15 protein-coding genes are annotated in these 17547 nt (G+C 65.6%); 7 read left to right on the forward strand and 8 right to left on the reverse strand.

Annotation, left to right across the window (positions count from 1 at the left end; translation table 11 throughout):
• Positions 1–93: 93 nt before the first annotated feature.
• From QO207_RS26475 to QO207_RS26490, 4 genes are all read left to right on the forward strand, one after another.
• The gene (locus QO207_RS26475; protein WP_301535229.1) at positions 94–1494 is read left to right on the forward strand and encodes a coniferyl aldehyde dehydrogenase; all 1401 of its coding nucleotides are present in this window, start codon (positions 94–96) and stop codon (positions 1492–1494) included.
• A gap of 54 nt (positions 1495–1548) precedes the next feature.
• The gene (locus QO207_RS26480; RefSeq protein ID WP_301535230.1) at positions 1549–2634 is read left to right on the forward strand and encodes a Zn-dependent alcohol dehydrogenase; all 1086 of its coding nucleotides are present in this window, start codon (positions 1549–1551) and stop codon (positions 2632–2634) included.
• A 90-nt stretch (positions 2635–2724) separates the two neighbouring features.
• Complete coding sequence (locus tag QO207_RS26485; protein WP_301535231.1) at positions 2725–3915, forward strand: acyl-CoA dehydrogenase family protein; 1191 nt, start codon at positions 2725–2727, stop codon at positions 3913–3915.
• Positions 3916–3939: 24 nt separating this feature from the next.
• On the forward strand, positions 3940–5085 hold the full coding sequence (locus tag QO207_RS26490) for an acyl-CoA dehydrogenase family protein (RefSeq protein ID WP_301535232.1): 1146 nt from the start codon (positions 3940–3942) through the stop codon (positions 5083–5085).
• A gap of 63 nt (positions 5086–5148) precedes the next feature.
• Here the strand turns inward: QO207_RS26490 and QO207_RS26495 are convergent, their stop codons facing one another.
• A complete protein-coding gene (locus QO207_RS26495) occupies positions 5149–5490 on the reverse strand; it encodes a hypothetical protein (RefSeq protein ID WP_301535233.1) in 342 nt (113 codons plus the stop codon).
• Between the two features lie 130 nt (positions 5491–5620).
• Here QO207_RS26495 and QO207_RS26500 point away from each other — a divergent pair, with 130 nt between their 5' ends.
• Entirely contained in the window at positions 5621–6394 is a 774-nt protein-coding gene (locus tag QO207_RS26500; RefSeq protein ID WP_301535234.1) for an ABC transporter ATP-binding protein, read from the forward strand.
• A 503-nt stretch (positions 6395–6897) separates the two neighbouring features.
• Here the strand turns inward: QO207_RS26500 and QO207_RS26505 are convergent.
• The 7 genes from QO207_RS26505 to QO207_RS26535 all read right to left on the reverse strand — a co-directional run bounded on the left by QO207_RS26505 (position 6898) and on the right by QO207_RS26535 (position 15050).
• Positions 6898–8523 carry a hypothetical protein gene (locus QO207_RS26505; protein ID WP_301535235.1) on the reverse strand — a complete coding sequence of 542 codons (1626 nt, stop codon included), beginning with the start codon at positions 8521–8523 and terminating at the stop codon, positions 6898–6900.
• Positions 8520–9716: an MFS transporter gene (locus QO207_RS26510; protein WP_301535236.1), complete on the reverse strand. Its 1197-nt coding sequence runs from the start codon at positions 9714–9716 to the stop codon at positions 8520–8522. Before QO207_RS26510 ends, QO207_RS26505 begins: the two co-directional genes overlap by 4 nt.
• 1 nt (position 9717) lies before the next feature.
• The gene (locus QO207_RS26515) at positions 9718–9909 is read right to left on the reverse strand and encodes a hypothetical protein (protein ID WP_081518216.1); all 192 of its coding nucleotides are present in this window, start codon (positions 9907–9909) and stop codon (positions 9718–9720) included.
• Complete coding sequence (locus tag QO207_RS26520) at positions 9906–11057, reverse strand: PepSY domain-containing protein (RefSeq protein ID WP_301535237.1); 1152 nt, start codon at positions 11055–11057, stop codon at positions 9906–9908. The genes QO207_RS26515 and QO207_RS26520 overlap by 4 nt, the downstream gene beginning before the upstream one ends.
• Positions 11058–11075: 18 nt before the next feature.
• On the reverse strand, positions 11076–13484 hold the full coding sequence (locus QO207_RS26525) for a TonB-dependent receptor (RefSeq protein WP_301535238.1): 2409 nt from the start codon (positions 13482–13484) through the stop codon (positions 11076–11078).
• A 124-nt stretch (positions 13485–13608) separates the two neighbouring features.
• Entirely contained in the window at positions 13609–14547 is a 939-nt protein-coding gene (locus QO207_RS26530; RefSeq protein ID WP_301535239.1) for a FecR domain-containing protein, read from the reverse strand.
• Positions 14544–15050 carry a sigma-70 family RNA polymerase sigma factor gene (locus QO207_RS26535; protein WP_301535240.1) on the reverse strand — a complete coding sequence of 169 codons (507 nt, stop codon included), beginning with the start codon at positions 15048–15050 and terminating at the stop codon, positions 14544–14546. Before QO207_RS26535 ends, QO207_RS26530 begins: the two co-directional genes overlap by 4 nt.
• A 423-nt stretch (positions 15051–15473) precedes the next feature.
• Here QO207_RS26535 and tssB point away from each other — a divergent pair, with 423 nt between their 5' ends.
• Complete coding sequence (gene tssB, locus QO207_RS26540) at positions 15474–15983, forward strand: type VI secretion system contractile sheath small subunit (protein WP_301535259.1); 510 nt, start codon at positions 15474–15476, stop codon at positions 15981–15983.
• An 11-nt stretch (positions 15984–15994) separates the two neighbouring features.
• Positions 15995–17533, forward strand: coding sequence for a type VI secretion system contractile sheath large subunit (gene tssC / locus QO207_RS26545; protein ID WP_301535241.1), 1539 nt, complete (start codon positions 15995–15997; stop codon positions 17531–17533).
• Positions 17534–17547: the final 14 nt, after the last annotated feature.

Raw genomic sequence — 17547 nt, forward strand, 5'->3', positions numbered from 1 at the left:
GCCGCCGTCGAACATGCTTCTGACAGAACACGCCTGCGGATTCGTGACGCCCACGCTCCGCACGGGGCATAACAACAAGCAGGAGCCGTTCGGATGAACAGCGTGGAACACAGCATTCGCCAGATTCTCGACCGTCAGCGTGCCGCCTTCCTGGCGGAGGGGCTGCCCAGCGCGCAAAGGCGTATCGAGTGGATCGACCGGGTCATCGGCCTGCTGGTGGACAACCAGCAAGCCATCATCGACGCGATGTCCGCCGACTTCGGCCACCGCAGCCCGGACTTCTCCCGCCTGGTCGACGTGCTTGGCCCGCTGATGGTGCTCAAGCAGACCAAGGCCCAGCTGGCCGGCTGGATGCAGCCGGAAAAACGCGGCTCCGAGCGTGAGGATGCCTGGGTGCAGTACCAGCCGCTGGGCGTGATCGGCATCGTCACTCCCTGGAATGGCCCGTTTGCAGTGGCCTTCGCCTGCCTGGCCGGCGCCCTGGCTGCGGGCAACCGGGTGATGATCAAGCCTTCCGAATTCACTCCGCAGACTTCCGAACTGATGGCGAAGATGATCCGTTCAGCCTTCTCCGAAGACGAAGTCGCCGTCATCACCGGTGGCGCCGACGTGGGCCAGGCTTTCTGCGGGCAGCCGTTCGACCACCTGATGTTCACCGGTGCCAGCAGCGTCGGCAAACAGGTGATGCGCGCCGCCGCCGAAAACCTGGTGCCGGTGACCCTAGAGCTGGGCGGCAAGTCGCCCTGCATCCTGTCGCGCAGCGCCGACCTGAAGACCGCTGCCATCCGCATTCTCGGTGGCAAGGCGATGAACGCCGGGCAGGTGTGCCTGGCACCGGACTACCTGCTGGTGCCCGAAGAGCGCGTTGGTGAATTCGTCGAAATCGCTCGCGCGGTGTTCGCCCGCCTGTACCCGACGCTCAAGGACAACCCCGATTACACCTCGGTGGTCAACGCTCGCCACTACCAGCGCCTGCAGGGTTACCTGGACGAGGCGCGCGCGGTCGGCACCGAGATCGTCGAGCTGAACCCGGCCAGCGAGGACTTCAGCGAGCAGCCGCACCACAAGCTTCCGCTGACCCTGCTGATCGATCCGCAGGACAGCCTGAAGGTGATGCAGGACGAAATCTTCGGCCCGCTGCTGCCGATCAAGCCGTACCGCGAGATCGCCGACGCCGTCGCCTTCATCAATGCCCGGCCGCGCCCGCTGGGCCTGTACTGGTTCGGCGACGACGCCCAGGAAGAGCAGTACCTACTCAGCCGCACCTGCTCCGGCGGTGTGACCATCAATGATGTGGTGCGCCACGGCGGCGCCGAGTGCCTGCCGTTCGGTGGAGTGGGTAACAGCGGCATGGGTGCCTACCACGGCATCGATGGCTTCCGCGCGCTGAGCCATGCCCGCGCCGTGCTGCGTGAAGGCGGCTCGCCAGACCTGAGCCGCGCGCCCCATGTCGAGCAGGCGCGCCAGCTGGTCGCCTCGCTGATCAAACGCTGAGTTTCCCGGCGGGAGTGCGCTCCCGCCCCATCTTCCTTCGTCTAGAGGTACACCATGAAAGCTGCCGTATTCCACGCGCCGGGCGCGCCGCTGACCATCGAGAACGTGCAGATCAGCAAGCCCGGCCCGCGCGAGGTGCTGGTGCGCACCGTCGCGGTCGGCGTCTGCCACTCGGACCTGCACATCCTCGACGGCATGCTGCCGGCGCGCGGCCCGTCGATTCTCGGCCACGAGGCCGCCGGCATCGTCGAGGCGGTCGGTGCCGACGTGCGCACGGTGAAGCCCGGCGACCACGTGGTGACCTGCGTCAGCGTCTACTGCGGGCATTGCGAGCATTGCCTGACCGGCCACCTGTCGCTCTGCGTATCCCCCGAGACGCGCCGCAGCCGCGATGAAGAACCGCGCCTGAGCATCATCCAGAAACCGGTGGCACAGACCGCCAACCTGGCGTCCTTCGCCGAGCAGATGCTGGTGCATGAACATGCGCTGGTGGCGATCCGCAAGGACATGCCGCTGGACCGCGCCGCCTTGCTCGGCTGCGCCGTCACCACCGGCACCGGCGCGGTGTTCAATACTGCCAAGGTGCGTCCCGGTGAGACGGTCGCGGTGATCGGTTGCGGCGGCATCGGTCTGGCGGCGATCAATGGTGCGCAGCTGGCTGGCGCGTCGCGGATCATCGCCATCGACATGCTGGATTCGAAGCTGGAACTGGCCCGCCAGTTCGGCGCCACCGACGTGATCAACGCGTCTTCTGCTGAGGTCGCCAAGCAGGTACACGAACTGACCCGCGGCGGCGTGCACCACGCCTTCGAGTGTATCGGCCTCAAGCAGACTGCCGAGCAGGCCTTCGGCATGCTGCGTCGCGGCGGCACCGCTACCGTCATCGGTGTCATCAAGCCCGGCGTGAAGCTTGAACTGCACGGCCTGGACTTCCTCGACGAGAAGCGCATCCAGGGCTCGATGATGGGTTCCAACCGCTTCCCGGTGGACCTGCCGCGCCTGGTGGACTTCTACCTCGCCGGGCGCCTCAAGCTGGACGAGATGATCGCCCAGCGGGTGCCGCTGGAGCAGATCAACCAGGCCTTCGACGAGCTGCGCCGCGGTGAGCTGGCGCGCTCGGTGATCGTCTTCGACCAGTGACCCCGGCGCTCGCCCCGGCAGCCGGGGCGAGGCGGAACCAATCACGCAACTCCCGACCGGGCGGTGCCAGGCACCTGCCGAGGAGACCCGATGGATATTCGATTCACCCCCGAGGAACAGGCGTTCCGCGAGGAAGTGCGTGCCTTCCTGCGCGCCGAGTTGCCCGAGGCACTGGCCGCGCGCATCCGTGAAGGCAAGCGGCTGAACAAGCAGGACCAGGTGTTCTGGATGCGCAAACTCAGTGCCCGCGGCTGGCTGGCTCCCGGCTGGCCGGTGGAGCATGGCGGTACTGGCTGGAACTCGGTGCAGAAGCAGATCTTCGAGGAAGAATGCTTCGCCGCCGGGGCGCCGCGCGCGTTGCCGTTCGGCCTGAACATGGTCGCGCCGGTGATCATGAAGTTCGGCAGCGAGCAGCAGAAGGCGCACTACCTGCCGCGCATCCTCGATTGCCAGGACTGGTGGTGCCAGGGCTATTCCGAGCCGGGCGCCGGTTCCGACCTGGCGTCGCTGAAGACCCGCGCCGTGCGTGACGGCGAGCACTACGTGGTGAATGGCCAGAAGACCTGGACCACCCTGGCCCAGCACGCCGACTGGATGTTCTGCCTGGTGCGCACCGATCCGCAAGCCCAGGCCCAGCGCGGTATCAGCTTCCTGCTGATCGACATGAACTCGCCGGGCATTACCGTGCGGCCGATCATCACCCTGGACGGCGAGCACGAGGTCAACGAGGTGTTCCTCGACAACGTGCGAGTGCCAGTGGCGAACCTGCTGGGGCGGGAGAACGAAGGCTGGACCTGCGCCAAGTACCTGCTGACCTACGAGCGCACCGGCATCGCCCGCACTGGCGAGAGCAAGGCGCTGCTCAGGCGGCTGAAGATCATCGCTGCCCGTGAGCAACGCAACGGCAGGCCGCTGCTGGAAGACCCGCTGTTCCGCTCCCAGGTGGCGGAGCTGGAGATCCAGCTGATGGCCAACGAGATGAGCAACCTGCGGCTGCTGGCGACGGTGCGTGACGGCGGCGTGCCGGGTGCGGAAAGCTCGATCCTGAAGATCAAGGGGACCGAGCTGCGCCAGGCGCTGACCTGGCAGATCAGCAAGGCCCTGGGCAGCTACGCGGTGCCGCATCTGGAAGACGAACTGGGTTACGCCGAGGCGACGCCACTGCACGAGGATGGTGCCAGTGCCTTCACCCGCTATCTGGACACACGCAAGGCGTCCATCTACGGCGGCACCAATGAAATCCAGAAGAACATCATCGCCAAGATGATCCTTGAACTCTGACCCCTGAATTCCTGGAGGCCCGGCATGGACTTCAAGTTGAGCGAAGAGCAGCAGATGCTGCAGGACACCGTGGCCCGTTTGGTGCGGGACCATTACGGCTTCGAGGCCCGCGAGCACAGCCGCGACAGCGAACTGGGCTATAGCGCTGACTTCTGGCGCCAGCTCGGCGAGCTGGGGCTGCTGGCAGTGCCGTTCGAGGAGGCCCTGGGTGGCCTTGGCGGTGGTGGTGTCGATGTGGCCCTGGTCGCTACCGAACTGGGGCGTGGCCTGTGCCTGGAGCCGTTCCTGCATTCGGTGGTGTTCGCTGGCGGACTGCTGGCCCAGCTGGGCAGCGAGCGCCAGCGCCAGGACCTGCTGCCGCGGGTGGCCGACGCCAGCCTGCAATTGGCGGCAGCCCTGGAGGAGCCGCAAAGCCACTACCAGCTGCTCGATGTGCGTACCCGCGCCGAGGCGGTTTCCGGCGGCTGGCAACTGAGCGGCCGCAAGAGCGTGGTGGTCGGCGGGCACAGTGCCGGCCTGCTGCTGGTCTCGGCGCGCACCTGCGGCGAGGCACTCGACGAACAGGGCATCAGCCTGTTCCTGGTCGACCCCGAGGCACCCGGCATTTCGCGCCGTGCCTTCCCCACCATGGATGGCCGCAAGGCCTGCGAGATCGTCCTGGACAAGGTGTTCGTCGCCCGCGCGGCATTGCTCGGTGCAGAGGGTGAGGCCCACGGGGCGCTGGCCTACCAGCAGGGCAGGGCGCTGGCGGCGCAGTGTGCCGAAGCGGTCGGCAGTATGGAAGCGGCCTGCGCCTATACCCTCGACTACCTCAAGACACGCAAGCAGTTCGGCACCGCGATCGGCAGCTTCCAGGCCCTGCAGCACCGCATGGTGGACATGCGCATCGCACTGGACCAGGCCAGTGCCATCGCGCTGCTCGCCGCCTGTGTCGCCGATGAGCCTGACAGCGCCGAGCGCAGCCGCGCCCTGGCGGCGGCCAAGGTCATCGTAAGCCGTGCTGCACGCCTGATAGCCGATGACAGCGTGCAATTGCACGGCGGCATCGGGCTGACCTGGGAGTACCAGCTCTCGCACCACGCCAAGCACCTGTGGATGGTCGCTCGCCAGTTCGGCGATGACGACCACCACCTGCAAGCTTTCTGTGAACTGATGGAATCGGCTGTCTGAGCGTAAGGCCGAACGACACTCCTCGGTTTCCGGGTCACCTCTGGTGGCCCGTTTTTTTGCCGGTCAGGTAGTCGGCGTCGAGGTCATGGCCCAGGTGATGAAGCCCGCGTTGGCGGCGGTGAACACCAGGGCAACGAGAAACACGTTATCGGCGATGCGCATCATCCGCTGGTTGCGCAGCGTGCGATGGGTACGCAGGTTCCAGTAGGCGCAGAACGCCGAGGTCAGGTAGCAGAACATGTTCAGCGCCACCAGGTCGTCGATGATCAGGTCCTCGCGGCGCAGGGTGAGGATCACCCGGATGATGCCGATCACCGTCAGACACACACCGACCATGGTGGCCGAGACGGAGAAGATATGGACGCAGATATCGTCGTCGAGGGAGGGCGGTTCCGGTTCGCTCATGCTGGCGTACTCGCGCGTAGGACGTTGGGAAAGCGTAGCTGCGAATCAATGAAGGCTTGAGGATGGCGCGCAAGGCGCCTACTGTCAGCGGCTGCCCTCATTCCACACGAACGTTCCCACGCGAGCAGTCATGATCGATTTCAACAATGTCACCGCCTACCAGCAGCAGACCCGTGTGCTGGATGGCTTCTCCCTGCACATCGGCGAAGGCGAGAAGGTCGCCATCCTCGGCCCCAATGGCGCCGGCAAGAGCACGCTGCTCAAGCTGATCAGCCGCGAACTCTACCCGGTGGATCGGCCGGACAGCTCGCTGAACCTGTTCGGTCTGCAGAACGTCACCCTGTGGGACCTGCGCAGCCGCATCGGCTTCGTCTCCCAGGACCTGCAGGAAGACTACACGCCCTTCACCCAGGCGCTGGACGTGGTGATTTCCGGCTTCTTCGGCGCCATCGGTAGCCATGGCCACCTGCAGCCGACGCCGGAGCAGGCCGCCAAGGCCCGCGAAATGCTCGCCCAGGTGGAGATGGACGGCTACGCCGAGCGCATGTTCCAGCGCCTCTCCACTGGCCAGAAGCGCCGCCTGCTGCTGGCTCGGGCGCTGATCCACGAACCGCGCGCGCTGATCCTCGACGAACCGGCCAATGGCCTGGACATGGGCGCCAGCCTGCAGATGCTCACCCTGCTGCGGCGCTTCTGCGGGCCGGAACACGCGATGATCATCACCACCCACCACCTGGACGAGATCATCCCGGAGATCGAACGGGTGGTGCTGATCGCCAACGGCAAGGTGGTGGCGGATGGGCCCAAGGCGCAGATTCTCACCAGCGAACACCTGTCGGCGCTTTACCAGGCGCCGCTGAAGGTGACCGAGCAGGACGGCTGGTATCGCTGCTGGCATGCCTGAGTTGATGCATCCTGGCCGGTGTGCGTACAACTGCTCTCGGTTGTAGGCCTGGTCGGCTGATCCTGGGCTGAACGGCTTTCTGTAGGAGCGAGCTTGCTCGCGAACCGCACTCCGCGGTGGTGGCAGACGTTCACCGTCGTAGGATGGGTGGAGCTTGCGATACCCATGCTGTCCCGCACGCTGCCTTGTCGGCCTGGGAACTCCCTGTAGGAGCGGACCTTGTCCGCGAATTCCATCGCGGCGGACGTAGCAGTGGCAGGGTTACTCCTCGACCATCGCCTGTCGGCGATTCGCGGAGAAGCTCCGCTCCTGCAAGAGCATCAAACCCCGTGCGCAGGGCGGACGGGGAATCCGCCGATTGCCACGCTGACGGATAACGCTGGCGCGTTATGCGCCCTACGGACTGTTCGCGAGCAAGCTCGCTCCTACGAAAAGCAGCGCTGTGGGTGGGCTGAGCTGTAGGAGCGAGCTTGCTCGCGAACCACCTGGCACCGAAGTTCGCGTTACCGGCCCAACGCCTGCCGCTGGGCATGCATCGAGCGGATACGCTCTTCCCACTGGGCACGCTCGGCTTCTGGTAGAGCGTTCCACCACTGGCTGACCGGGAGATTGCTGTAGGGCGTCAGCCAGTCTGACCACGGTGCGATCTGCGCCTGTGGGAATCCGTTGTCGCGGCCGCGCAGGTAGTGGTCGAAGAAGCCCAGGACCAGCGTCGCCGGGGCCTCGATCAGTACATCGGTGGGTGCGCTGCCAATGAGCTTATCGCGCAGTGGACGGCGCATGTACAGCGCATTGTCGGTGAGGCCCGCATGCAGGGCGTCGCGCAGCACCAGACGGTGGATGCGTGGGTTCTGCCCGGCGTGTTGCAGGCTCTCGTAGGAGAAGTCGTTGAAGCTGCGCGGCCGGGACGGCGGCGTCAGGCCGAGCATGCGGTAGAACAGCGACAGGTCCGAATGCAGCATCAGCATGGGCACCGGCAGATCCCTGTCGAAGGGCAGGAAGTCGAAGTCGCCGCCGTCCAGATTCACCGCCGCCGCGCAGCGCTTGTCCACCAGGCAGACGGCGCCGCTGGTGGAGCCGCCGAAGGACATACCCATCTCGCCGGTGCGGGTGAAGTCGCTGGCGGCCACCAGGTCGGCCACATTCGGCGGCACGGCGCCGGCCTGCAGGCGGTCGTGGACGAACAGGCGGTCGGCCAGCCAGACCGGCGCGCTGAGGTGGATGGCGCGGTCGGCTGGCGGCGTGGTCTCGGTGGCGAAGCGCAGTTGCCCGTCGAGGCGGCGGCCCAGGTCATCCTCGCCATAGCCTTGCAGCAGCAGCGGCGAGAATCCTTGCTCGAAGGCGTAGCGCAAATGGTCGTAGAGTGCCGGGTCGGTAGGCGCTACTTCACCGTTGGGGAACAGCGTGGGCGAGGCGTCACCGGTGTGCTGCAGGGAATAGACCGCATAACCGTTGCTCGCCAGTTCCTCCATGATCCGCCCGTTCATGCCGGCGAAAGAGCCATAGCCATGGCTGTAGAACACCACGGGAAGGCGGCCCAGGTCGGCACGCAGCGGTGCGCTCTCGAAGGAGTTGGTCCGTAGATGACGCAAGTACGAGAGCAAGGGCGGGAAATGGAACAGCTCGCCGAAGCCGCGTGCGGTGCTGCGTGATTCAGCGGCGCTGAAGTAATCGCGTGGTTCGCTGCCCGCCGCCGGCAAGGCCGGGTACCAGACGCGCACCAGCAAACGTCGCGCTTTGCCGGCAGGCGCGCCGAGCACGCCGGTACGGCTGGCGTCGACCAGTTCGAAGTCGCGCACGCCGACCTGATAAGGGCCACCGGGCTTGGGCAGTGGAGAAACCGGGAAAAAATACAGCGCCGCGACTGCCACACTGGTCAGCAGGCTGAAAACCAGCCCCGACCAGAGCGGCACCCGCGCCGGACGCTGGCGCCGCACTAGCAAGGCCAGCACCAGCAGCAGGGCGACCACGGCGCCGGCACCCGCCTGCCAGCGGTCGTCCCATACGTCGTACAGCGCCGTGACCAGGGCGAGCAGGGCGGCGACCATTGCCAGGGGCCGACGCCGCAGCCACCAGCCCAGCAATGCAACAGCGAGAAGGGCCAGCAGTACGACGTCGGGGATAGTCATGCAGTTGCGCCCTTGCGCGGCAGCACGGTCCAGACGACGCCGAACAGCAGCAGCGCGGCGACCAGCACATAGGGCGCGCGGCTGTCCACCTGGTGCAGCAGGGTGCCCAGCAGCGGGCCGCTGATCATGCCCAGGCCATGCACGGCGACCAGGCTGCCGGCAGCGGCGCCTTGCTCGTCAGCTTCCACGGCGTTGGCGTTGAGCGCCGAGACGGCGGGGAAGACCCAGCCCATGCCGGCGGCAGCGACGAAGCAGGAGGCGTAGAGCATCCACGGCGCTACCGCGATGCAAACCGAACCGAATCCCAGTGCCGAGACGAGGCCGCCGACACCGATCAGCCGCAGCGGCGCCCAGTTCAGCTTGCGCACCAGCATCTGCGCGCAGATCAGCGCCACGCCCACCGAGGTCAGCGCGATGCCGGCGACGCGGGCAGCATCGGCCGGCGGCAGTTGCAGGCGGTCAAGGGCGAAGAAGCCGACGGTCATCTGCGCCACGGTCACGCAGACCATGGCGATGAAGCCCAGGGTCAGCGAGCGGCGCAGGCGCCTGTCGCTGATCGCCAGCGCCGGGCCCTTGCGTTCGCTGACCCGCTGGCTGTCGGGCAACCAGTGCCACAGGACGGCGAACGCCAGCAGCGGCAGCAGGCAGGTAAGCAGCAGCGGCAGCGCCAGGCCGAGCATGGCCAGCAGGCCGGCAAAACTCGGGCCGACGACCATGCCCACGGCGCTGGCGGCACCCAACCCGGCCATGGCCGAGGCGCGCTTGTCCGCGCTTACGTGATCCGCCACCAGCGCCGCCGAGCAGGCCGGTACGGCGGCATAGAAGCCGCCCGCCAGCCCGCGCAGCGCGACGATGCCGATGAAGGCCGGCAGCGGTGACATCGAGGTATTCAGTGCCAGCGCCATGAAGGCGCAGAGCAGGGCGTAGGTCACCGCGAAGCCGGCCAGGCCGCTGAGCAGCACGCGGCGGCGGCCGAGGCGGTCGCTGGCGATGCCCCAGACCCGCGCCATGAGCATCCAGGCGATGCCGCCGACGGTGACTGTCATGCCCGCCTGCCAGGGCGCCAGGCSCAGGGTGCGCGCCACCGGTCCGATCAGCGCGACGAAGGACATCACCGCCACCGTGCAGACGAAGGTCTCGAACATCAGCGGGCGCAGGTTGAGGGTGGGCGCCTGGGGCGGCATGGCGGTCATTTCAGCGTGGCTCCTTGGGACGACGGGGCATTCTCATCCATACAAAGACGATCAGCAGCAGCGGAACACCAAGGGAAATCCACGACAGCACGTCGAAAACCCCATCGCCTAGCAACGCCGAGAGCAGCCCGAAGGTGCTCAGCACGGCCAGTGCGACGGGCCAGCGGAAGATCATCCAGAGTCCGCGTCTCATGCCTTGACCTCCGTCGCCAGGCCGCCGGAATCCAGTTCCGCCAGTCTCTTCTCGATGGGCGTGCGGCGCCGGCCGAGCCACAGGTACAGGCCGCTGGCGAGAATGACGATGCTGACGATGTCCAGCAGTGCCCAGACGATCTTCAGCGGCATGCCGCCGTAATCGCCGAAGTGCAGCGGCTGCGACAGCAGCAGGGTCTTCACGTACAGCGGCATTTCGCGCATGTCGGTCAGCTCGCCGGTTTCTGCGTCCACCAGCGCAGGCTTGAGCAGGCGTTCGGTGAGCGGGGTGTTGCCGCGCATGAATACGGCGTAGTGGTGCTGGCTGCTGAACTGCGTGCCGGGGAAGCCGACGAAGCTGGGCTTCATGTCCGGCGCCGCCTGGCGAGCGGTTTCGATGGCCTTGTGCAGCGAGCCGAGCTGTTCCAGCGGCGGCAAGTCCTTGTAGGGCGCGGTCATCTCGGCCAACTGGCCGCCTTGCCAGAGCATGAGGATGGGCAGCGCCAGGGTGTTGATCACCCCGGTGACGCCCACCACCAGCACCCAGGCGAGGGTGACGATGCCCAGCACGTTGTGCAGGTCCAGCCACTTCAGCCGTGAGCTGCGTTGCGAGCGCACGGTGGCGAAGTCCAGCTTGCGCATGAACGGCGTGTAGACCACCACACCGGACACCAACGAGGCCACCAGCAGCAGGCCCATGAAACCAAGGAACAGGTAACCGGGCAGGCCCATGAACAGGTCGGTGTGCAGCTTGAGCATGATGTACATGAAGCCGCCCGGCGGTGGCAGCGGGTCGAAGAACTCCCCGGTGCGCGCGTCGAAGGGCTGGATGTGGCCATTCTCCGGCGGCGGCACCAGGGTCGGAGCGGTGAGGACCGCGCCCAGCGGATCGTCCTGTTCCCAGAACACGAAGCGCACTACCTCGCTGGGCCGCTTGGCCAGGGCGCGAGCCACCACGTCGTCGTAGTCGATCTTCGGCGACTGTTCGGTGAGCGGCTTGAGCTCCGGGTGCGGCTCGAAGTAGTGCTCGATCTCTTCGTGGAAGATCAGCGGCAGGCCCGTGAGGCACAGCATCAGCAGGAATACCGTGGAGATCAGGCTGGTCCACTTGTGCACCAGGTACCAGGTGCGGAGGGCTTTGGCGGTCATCGTCAGGCTCTTTCTTCGTTAGAAGTCCACGCTCGCGGACAACTGCAGGGTGCGTCCCTCGCCCAGGTACAGGTACCCGGCGGTGGAGGTGCCCCAGTAGTCCTTGTCGAACACGTTATCCAGGTTGGCGCGCAGCACCACCGGCTTGCCGAGGGTGTCGAAGCGGTAGCGCGCGCCCAGGTCCAGGCGCCACCAGTCGGGGATGCTCAGGCTGTTGGCCTGGTCCACGTACTGCTCGTCGGTGTAGATGGTGCGGGCGGTGACGGTCAGGCCGGGCACCTGGGCAATGTCGTACTCGCCACCGAGGTTCAGCTGCTTGCGCGGCACGCCGATGCCATCGTTGCCGTCGTACTGACCGCCCTGGGTCTTGGTCAGCTTGGCCTGGGTGTAAGACGCACCGCCGAGCAGGCGTACCCCCTCGGCCACCTCGCCGAACAGGCTCAGCTCCAGGCCGCGGTTGCGTTGCTCACCGCCACGGGTGAAGCGGCCGTTATCGTTGACGCTGCTCGGGCGCTTGATCTCGAACGCCGCCAGGGTCGCGCCGAAGCCGTCCCACTCGCCCTTGATGCCGACTTCCTTCTGCTTGGAGACGTAGGGCGTGAGCATCTCGCCGGCGTTGCTGCTGCCGATGGGGGCGGTCTCGCCCGGGCTCAGTCCCTCGATGTAGTTGGCGTACAGCGAGATGTTCTCCCACGGCTTGACCACGATGCCGCCCATGGGCGTGGTCTTTTCCTCGTCGTAGCCAGGGCCGGCCGGGTTGCCGACGTTCATCTCGAAGTTCTGCGATTCCACGCGCTGCTTGCGCGCGCCGAGGGTCAGCTCGACGCGGCCGTCGAGGATCGACAGGGTATCGGCGAGTGCATAGCTGGTGAGGGTCTGGCTGGTGTACTTCTGCACGTTCTTCGAGTAGCCGGCGGTGCTCGGCGTGCCTTCGTAGACCGGGTTGTAGATGTTCGACGCCCGCGACGGGAAGGCGGTGTAGAGGAAGAAGATGTCCGCGTTCTGCACCACACGGGTCGCCCCGAAGTTCAGCTTGTGCTCCACCGGGCCGGTGTTGAAGGTGCTGCGCAGGCCGGCTTCGGCGGAGTGCGAGCCGACGTCGTAGACCTGCCAGGCCGGGCTGGAGACGAAGTCGCCAGCGTTGCCCATCAGCACCGGGTTGCCGGCCAGGGCGTCCATCTCGCTGCGGCGGTCGCCATAGCCGGCGTAACCGGTCAGCCAGTCGGTGAGGTCGTATTCGCCGCGGAACACCAGGGTCCGATCGACCATCTCGGAATCGCCGTAGCCGGGGTAGTTCAGGTCGTTGTCGGGGGCGTGGGGAATCTTCGTCACACCGGGGCCGACCGAGAACTGGCGGACCACGTTGGTCAGGTCCTCGCGCTGCCAGATGTAGTCGGCGGACAGGCGCAGGCGTTCGCCGGCGTAGTCCAGACCGAGGGAGCCGAGGCCGTCTTCCAGCTCCTGCTTGTCGACAGTGGTGTCGCCGTTGCGGTACACGCCGTTGAAGCGCACGCCGAACTCGTTGCTCTCGCCGAAGCGCCGGCCGACGTCGACATGGGTGCCGAACACCGAGTCGGACAGGTAGTCCATGGTCACGCGGGTCAGCGGCTCGTCGCCGGCGCGCTTGGTCACCAGGTTCACCGCGCCGCCGACGTTGCCGCTGGGCGGCATGCCGTTGAGCATGGTGCTCGGGCCCTTGACCACCTCCACGCGCTCGGCCATTTCCACCGGCACCCGGTAGAACGGCGCCAGGCCGTACATGCCGTTCAGCGCAACGTCGGCGCTGACCACCGGGAAACCGCGCAGGGAGAAGTCCTCATTGAGGTTGGTGCGTGCGCTGCCGATCTGCGCCGAGGGCTCGTTACGCAGCACATCGGCGACGCTGCGCGCCTGCTGGTCCTGGATAGTCTTCTCGGTGTAACTGGTGATGCTGAAGGGCGCATCCATCAGGTCGGTGTTGCCCAGCAGGCCGAGGCGTCCGCCACGGGCCACCTGGCCGCCAGCGTATTCGGTGGGCAGGTCTTCAGGGCCCGACGCCTGGCCGGTGATCAGCGACGGCTGCATCTGCAGGGCGTCGGGGCTGGGCGAGCGGATCAGGGTGAAGGTGCCGTCGCCGCGTTGCTCCAGCTCCAGGCCACTGCCTTGCAGCAGGCGTTCCAGGGCGCTGCGGGTCGAGTAATCGCCGCTCAGGCCTGGGCTCTGCAGGCCGTCGGTCAGCGTCGGGTCGAAGGACAGGTGCACGCCGGTCTCGGCGGCGAAAGAAGCCAGGGCGCGGCCCAGCGGGCCGGGAGCGATGCTGTAGCTGCGCACCTCGCCAGCGGCAGGCGCGGCCATCACCGGCGCTGCGACGGCAACTGCCAGTGAGAAAAGGGCGGTACGCACCGCCAGGGAAAGCGAAGAGGGCTGGACGTGTCGATTGCTGGACATGGACGGGGTACCTTCGGGCCTCTGCGGGCTTCGTGTCGGGAGATGTTCCCCTGTTGCCAGCTGAAGTGAGAAAAAGTCTCACTTCTTTTTGAAAATATTTTGCATCAACGCCAGGCGCTTGTCTTCAGGCGGCCGAAAGAGTGATCCAGAAGTCCGTCACCCGGCGGATTCGCAGGGAGTAGGTGGACTGCAGCATCGATAGCGCAAGGTTGCTGTCCAGCAGCGGGAAAGCCCCGGAAACCGCCAGTTGCGCCACTGCCGGTTCGCAGCGCAGCACGCCGTGGCGGTAGCGGCTCAGCTCGCCCAGCAGCGTCTGCAGGGGCATGCGATCGGCCATCAGCATGCCGTGGGTCCAGGCGTCCGGGCTCAGGGATGGCGGGGCGGCGCTGATACGCCTGCTCGACAGCAGCACCGACTCCCCGGGGCCCAGCCATTGGCTGGAGCCCCGCAGCGGCGCGACTTCTACGCGTCCGTGAAGGACGGAGACGCTGGTCGAGGCGTCGTCCCGGCGCACGTTGAAGCGTGCCTCGCGGGTATTCATTCGGCCTTCGCGAGTCGTGACCAGGAAAGGCCGGCTGTCCGCTCGCGCATCGAGGAAGATTTCCCCGCGCAGCAGATGCACCAGCCGCTGCGCCGGAGTGAAAGCGATGTCCACGGCGCTGTCGGTGTTGAGCGTCAGCAGGCTGCCGTCGGGCAGTGGCAACTTGCGCTGCTCGCCGACGCCGGTGTGCTGGTCGGCGCTCCAGTCCTGCCAGGGCTGCGCGCGCCAGGCGGCCAGGCCAACCGGAGCAATGGCCAGCAGCACAGCCAACTGCTTGAGGGCGCGGCGACGATCCAGCGCGCGCTCGCGGCCCAGTGCCGGCATCGCCAGCGCCGGAGGCAGGCTGCCAAGCTGGCCCAGCAGGCGTTCGGCCCTGTCCCAGGCGCGTGCGTGCTGCGGGCTTTGGCGTTGCCAGTCGGCGCAGGCGCGACGGTTGTCTTCACTGGCGTCCTGTTGCAGGCGCACCAGCCATTCCGCTGCCTCGTCGAGGATGCGCGCGGCGATGGGCTCGGCCGCGCTCATTCCATCAGCTCCAGGCAATGGCGGAAGGCCTGCTGCATATAGCGCTTTACCGACCCCAGGGATACGCCCAGGCGCTCGGCAATGGCTTCGTATTTCAGCCCCTCGATCTGCGCCAGCAGAAAGGCCTGGCGCACCGGGTCAGGCAGGCGGGCGAGGAGGGCGTCGACCTCGTGCAGGGTTTCCAGTACGAGGTAGCGCTGCTCAGGCGAGGGCGCCAGCTCCTCCGGCAGGTTGGCCAGGGCTTCGAGGTAGGCGCGCTCCAGTGACTGGCGCTGGAACCAGTTGACCATCAGCCCCTTGGCCACCGTGGTGAGGTAGGCGCGCGGCTCGCGGGCTTCCAGCACCCGGCGGGAGCCGAGCAGGCGGGTGAAGGTGTCCTGGGCCAGGTCCGCCGCCTGTTCATGGCAGCCCAGGCGCCGACGCAGCCAGCCCTGCAGCCAGCCGTGATGGTGCTGATAGAGCTCGCTGACGGCGGCATGGAGGGGAGCGTCGACCGAAGGCATGGCGGAAATTTTATCATTTGAGAATGCTTCTCATGATAGGGGCTGTCATAGGGTACTCACAAGCCCGGCAAGGCTAAAAATTAGCCCGAATTGAGATTGCGGAGCAGTCAGCCGAAAAGACCCCTGCCATTGGGAACGGCGGTTCATTTTGAAAGAAAGATATCAATGGCTGGGAGTTTTCTGATGGAGAGTTTCCTCTCAGGAACCTTAACGGCTACGTGCTTGTGGTAATTCAGAGCCGCGTCAATAAGACGCTTCCTACTCAATATTCCAGATAATTCTTATAGAGCGGCTCGAATGGCTAGAGGATAGTTCGCCGTCTGGAGTGTTTTGAATTTCAGATTCATCGCGCGCATCGGCTTTCTAGAGGCTCTGGTGGCGTTGCGTGCTTGCATTAACAAAGGGATTGTAAGGCAGGTAATCATGGCATCGGATAGTTTCCAGAATGAGGTTCCAAAGGCTCGCGTCAATATAAAGCTCGACCTGCATACCGGCGGGGCGCAGAAGAAAGTAGAACTGCCGCTCAAGCTCATGGTATTGGGCGATTACAGCAATGGTCGTGAACTTCGCCCGCTGTCCGAGCGCAGCAAAGTCGATATCAACAAGAACAACTTCAACAGTGTGCTGGCGGATTTTCAGCCCAGTCTGAAAATCGCTGTGCCCAATACCCTCGCCGACGATGGCTCCGATGCCAGTGTCGAACTGTCCTTCCGCCACATGAAGGACTTCGAGCCCGAGCAGGTGGCCCGCCAGCTTCCCGAACTCCGCGCCCTGCTGGCCATGCGCAATCTGCTGCGCGATCTCAAGTCGAACCTGCTGGACAACGTCACCTTCCGTCGTGAGCTGGAGCGAATCCTCAAGGATGACGCCCTGAGCAGCGAACTGCGCGCCGAACTCGCCGCGCTTGCCCCGCACGATGAAGCCCAGCACTAAGGAGAGATGACATGTCCGCAGAAGGAAATATGGCAGTAGCGTCCAGCAGCACCGTTCTGACCCATGAGGGGCAGGGGGTCTACGCCACCCTGTTCGGCAAGATCAACCTGAGCCCGGTGTCGTCGCTGACCGACATCGAGATCTACCAGAGCACCGATGCCCTATCGGATGTCTCCGCCGACGAGCGTGTCACCGCCGCCGTCAGCGTCTTCCTCGACCTGCTCAAGCGCTCCTCGCAGAAGGTCGAGCGGCTCGACAAGACGCTGCTGGACGAGCACATCGCCCAGCTGGACGAACAGATCAGCCGGCAGTTGGACGCGATCATGCACCACCCGGACTTCCAGCGCGTGGAATCCACCTGGCGCGGGGTCAAGTCGCTGATCGACCAGACCGATTTCCGCCAGAACGTGCGCATCGAACTGCTGGACATCAGCAAGGACCACCTGGTGCAGGACTTCGAAGACGCACCGGAAATCGCCCAGAGCGGCCTGTACGTCCACACCTACACCCAGGAATACGACACTCCCGGTGGCGAACCGATTGCCGCAGCGATTTCCAACTACGAGTTCGATCGCGGTCCGCAGGATATCGCCCTGCTGCGCAGCATCTCCAAAGTCGCCGCCGCGGCCCACATGCCGTTCATTGGCTCGGTGGGGCCGGCCTTCTTCGGCAAGGAAACGATGGAGGAGGTGGCTGCGATCAAGGACATCGGCAACTATTTCGATCGCGCCGAATACCTCAAGTGGAAGTCCTTCCGCGACTCCGACGACTCCCGCTACATCGGTCTGACCATGCCCCGCGTGCTGGGCCGCCTGCCTTATGGCCCGGATACCATCCCGGTGCGCAGCTTCAACTACGTCGAGAGCGTCAAGGGCCCGGACCACGACAAGTATCTGTGGACCAACGCTACCTTCGCCTTTGCCGCCAACATGGTGAAGAGCTTCATCAACAATGGCTGGTGCGTGCAGATCCGTGGTCCCCAGGCGGGTGGGGCGGTCACCGACCTGCCGATCCACCTGTATGACCTGGGCACCGGCAACCAGGTGAAGATTCCTTCGGAAGTGATGATCCCGGAAACCCGCGAGTTCGAGTTCGCCAACCTCGGTTTCATCCCGCTCTCGTACTACAAGAACCGCGACTACGCCTGCTTCTTCTCCGCCAACAGCGCGCAGAAGCCGGCACTTTACGAGACCTCTGACGCCACGGCGAACAGCCGCATCAACGCGCGCCTGCCCTACATCTTCCTGCTCTCGCGTATTGCCCACTACCTGAAGCTGATCCAGCGGGAAAACATCGGCACCACCAAGGACCGCCGCGTCCTCGAACTGGAGCTGAACAACTGGATTCGCGGTCTGGTTACCGAGATGACCGACCCCAGCGACGACCTGCAGGCTTCGCACCCGCTGCGTGACGCCAAGGTGACGGTCGAGGACATCGACGACAACCCGGGCTTCTTCCGCGTGAAGCTCTACGCCGTCCCGCATTTCCAGGTGGAAGGCATGGACGTCAACCTGTCCCTGGTCTCGCAGATGCCCAAGGCGAAAGCCTAAGCGTCGTCACGGAA

Source organism: Pseudomonas sp. CAN1 (assembly GCF_030462585.1).
Taxonomy (GTDB): Bacteria; Pseudomonadota; Gammaproteobacteria; order Pseudomonadales; family Pseudomonadaceae; genus Pseudomonas.

Excerpts from the sequence above, each read along its gene's own strand:
- QO207_RS26480 (WP_301535230.1), top strand. The coding sequence starts at position 1,549 with ATGAAAGCTGCCGTATTCCACGCGCCGGGCGCGCCGCTGACCATCGAG.
- tssB (WP_301535259.1), top strand. The coding sequence starts at position 15,474 with ATGGCATCGGATAGTTTCCAGAATGAGGTTCCAAAGGCTCGCGTCAAT.
- QO207_RS26490 (WP_301535232.1), top strand. The coding sequence starts at position 3,940 with ATGGACTTCAAGTTGAGCGAAGAGCAGCAGATGCTGCAGGACACCGTG.
- QO207_RS26505 (WP_301535235.1), bottom strand. The coding sequence starts at position 8,523 with ATGACTATCCCCGACGTCGTACTGCTGGCCCTTCTCGCTGTTGCATTG.
- tssC (WP_301535241.1), top strand. The coding sequence starts at position 15,995 with ATGTCCGCAGAAGGAAATATGGCAGTAGCGTCCAGCAGCACCGTTCTG.
- QO207_RS26535 (WP_301535240.1), bottom strand. The coding sequence starts at position 15,050 with ATGCCTTCGGTCGACGCTCCCCTCCATGCCGCCGTCAGCGAGCTCTAT.
- QO207_RS26475 (WP_301535229.1), top strand. The coding sequence starts at position 94 with ATGAACAGCGTGGAACACAGCATTCGCCAGATTCTCGACCGTCAGCGT.
- QO207_RS26515 (WP_081518216.1), bottom strand. The coding sequence starts at position 9,909 with ATGAGACGCGGACTCTGGATGATCTTCCGCTGGCCCGTCGCACTGGCC.
- QO207_RS26495 (WP_301535233.1), bottom strand. The coding sequence starts at position 5,490 with ATGAGCGAACCGGAACCGCCCTCCCTCGACGACGATATCTGCGTCCAT.
- QO207_RS26520 (WP_301535237.1), bottom strand. The coding sequence starts at position 11,057 with ATGACCGCCAAAGCCCTCCGCACCTGGTACCTGGTGCACAAGTGGACC.
- QO207_RS26485 (WP_301535231.1), top strand. The coding sequence starts at position 2,725 with ATGGATATTCGATTCACCCCCGAGGAACAGGCGTTCCGCGAGGAAGTG.
- QO207_RS26500 (WP_301535234.1), top strand. The coding sequence starts at position 5,621 with ATGATCGATTTCAACAATGTCACCGCCTACCAGCAGCAGACCCGTGTG.
- QO207_RS26525 (WP_301535238.1), bottom strand. The coding sequence starts at position 13,484 with ATGTCCAGCAATCGACACGTCCAGCCCTCTTCGCTTTCCCTGGCGGTG.
- QO207_RS26530 (WP_301535239.1), bottom strand. The coding sequence starts at position 14,547 with ATGAGCGCGGCCGAGCCCATCGCCGCGCGCATCCTCGACGAGGCAGCG.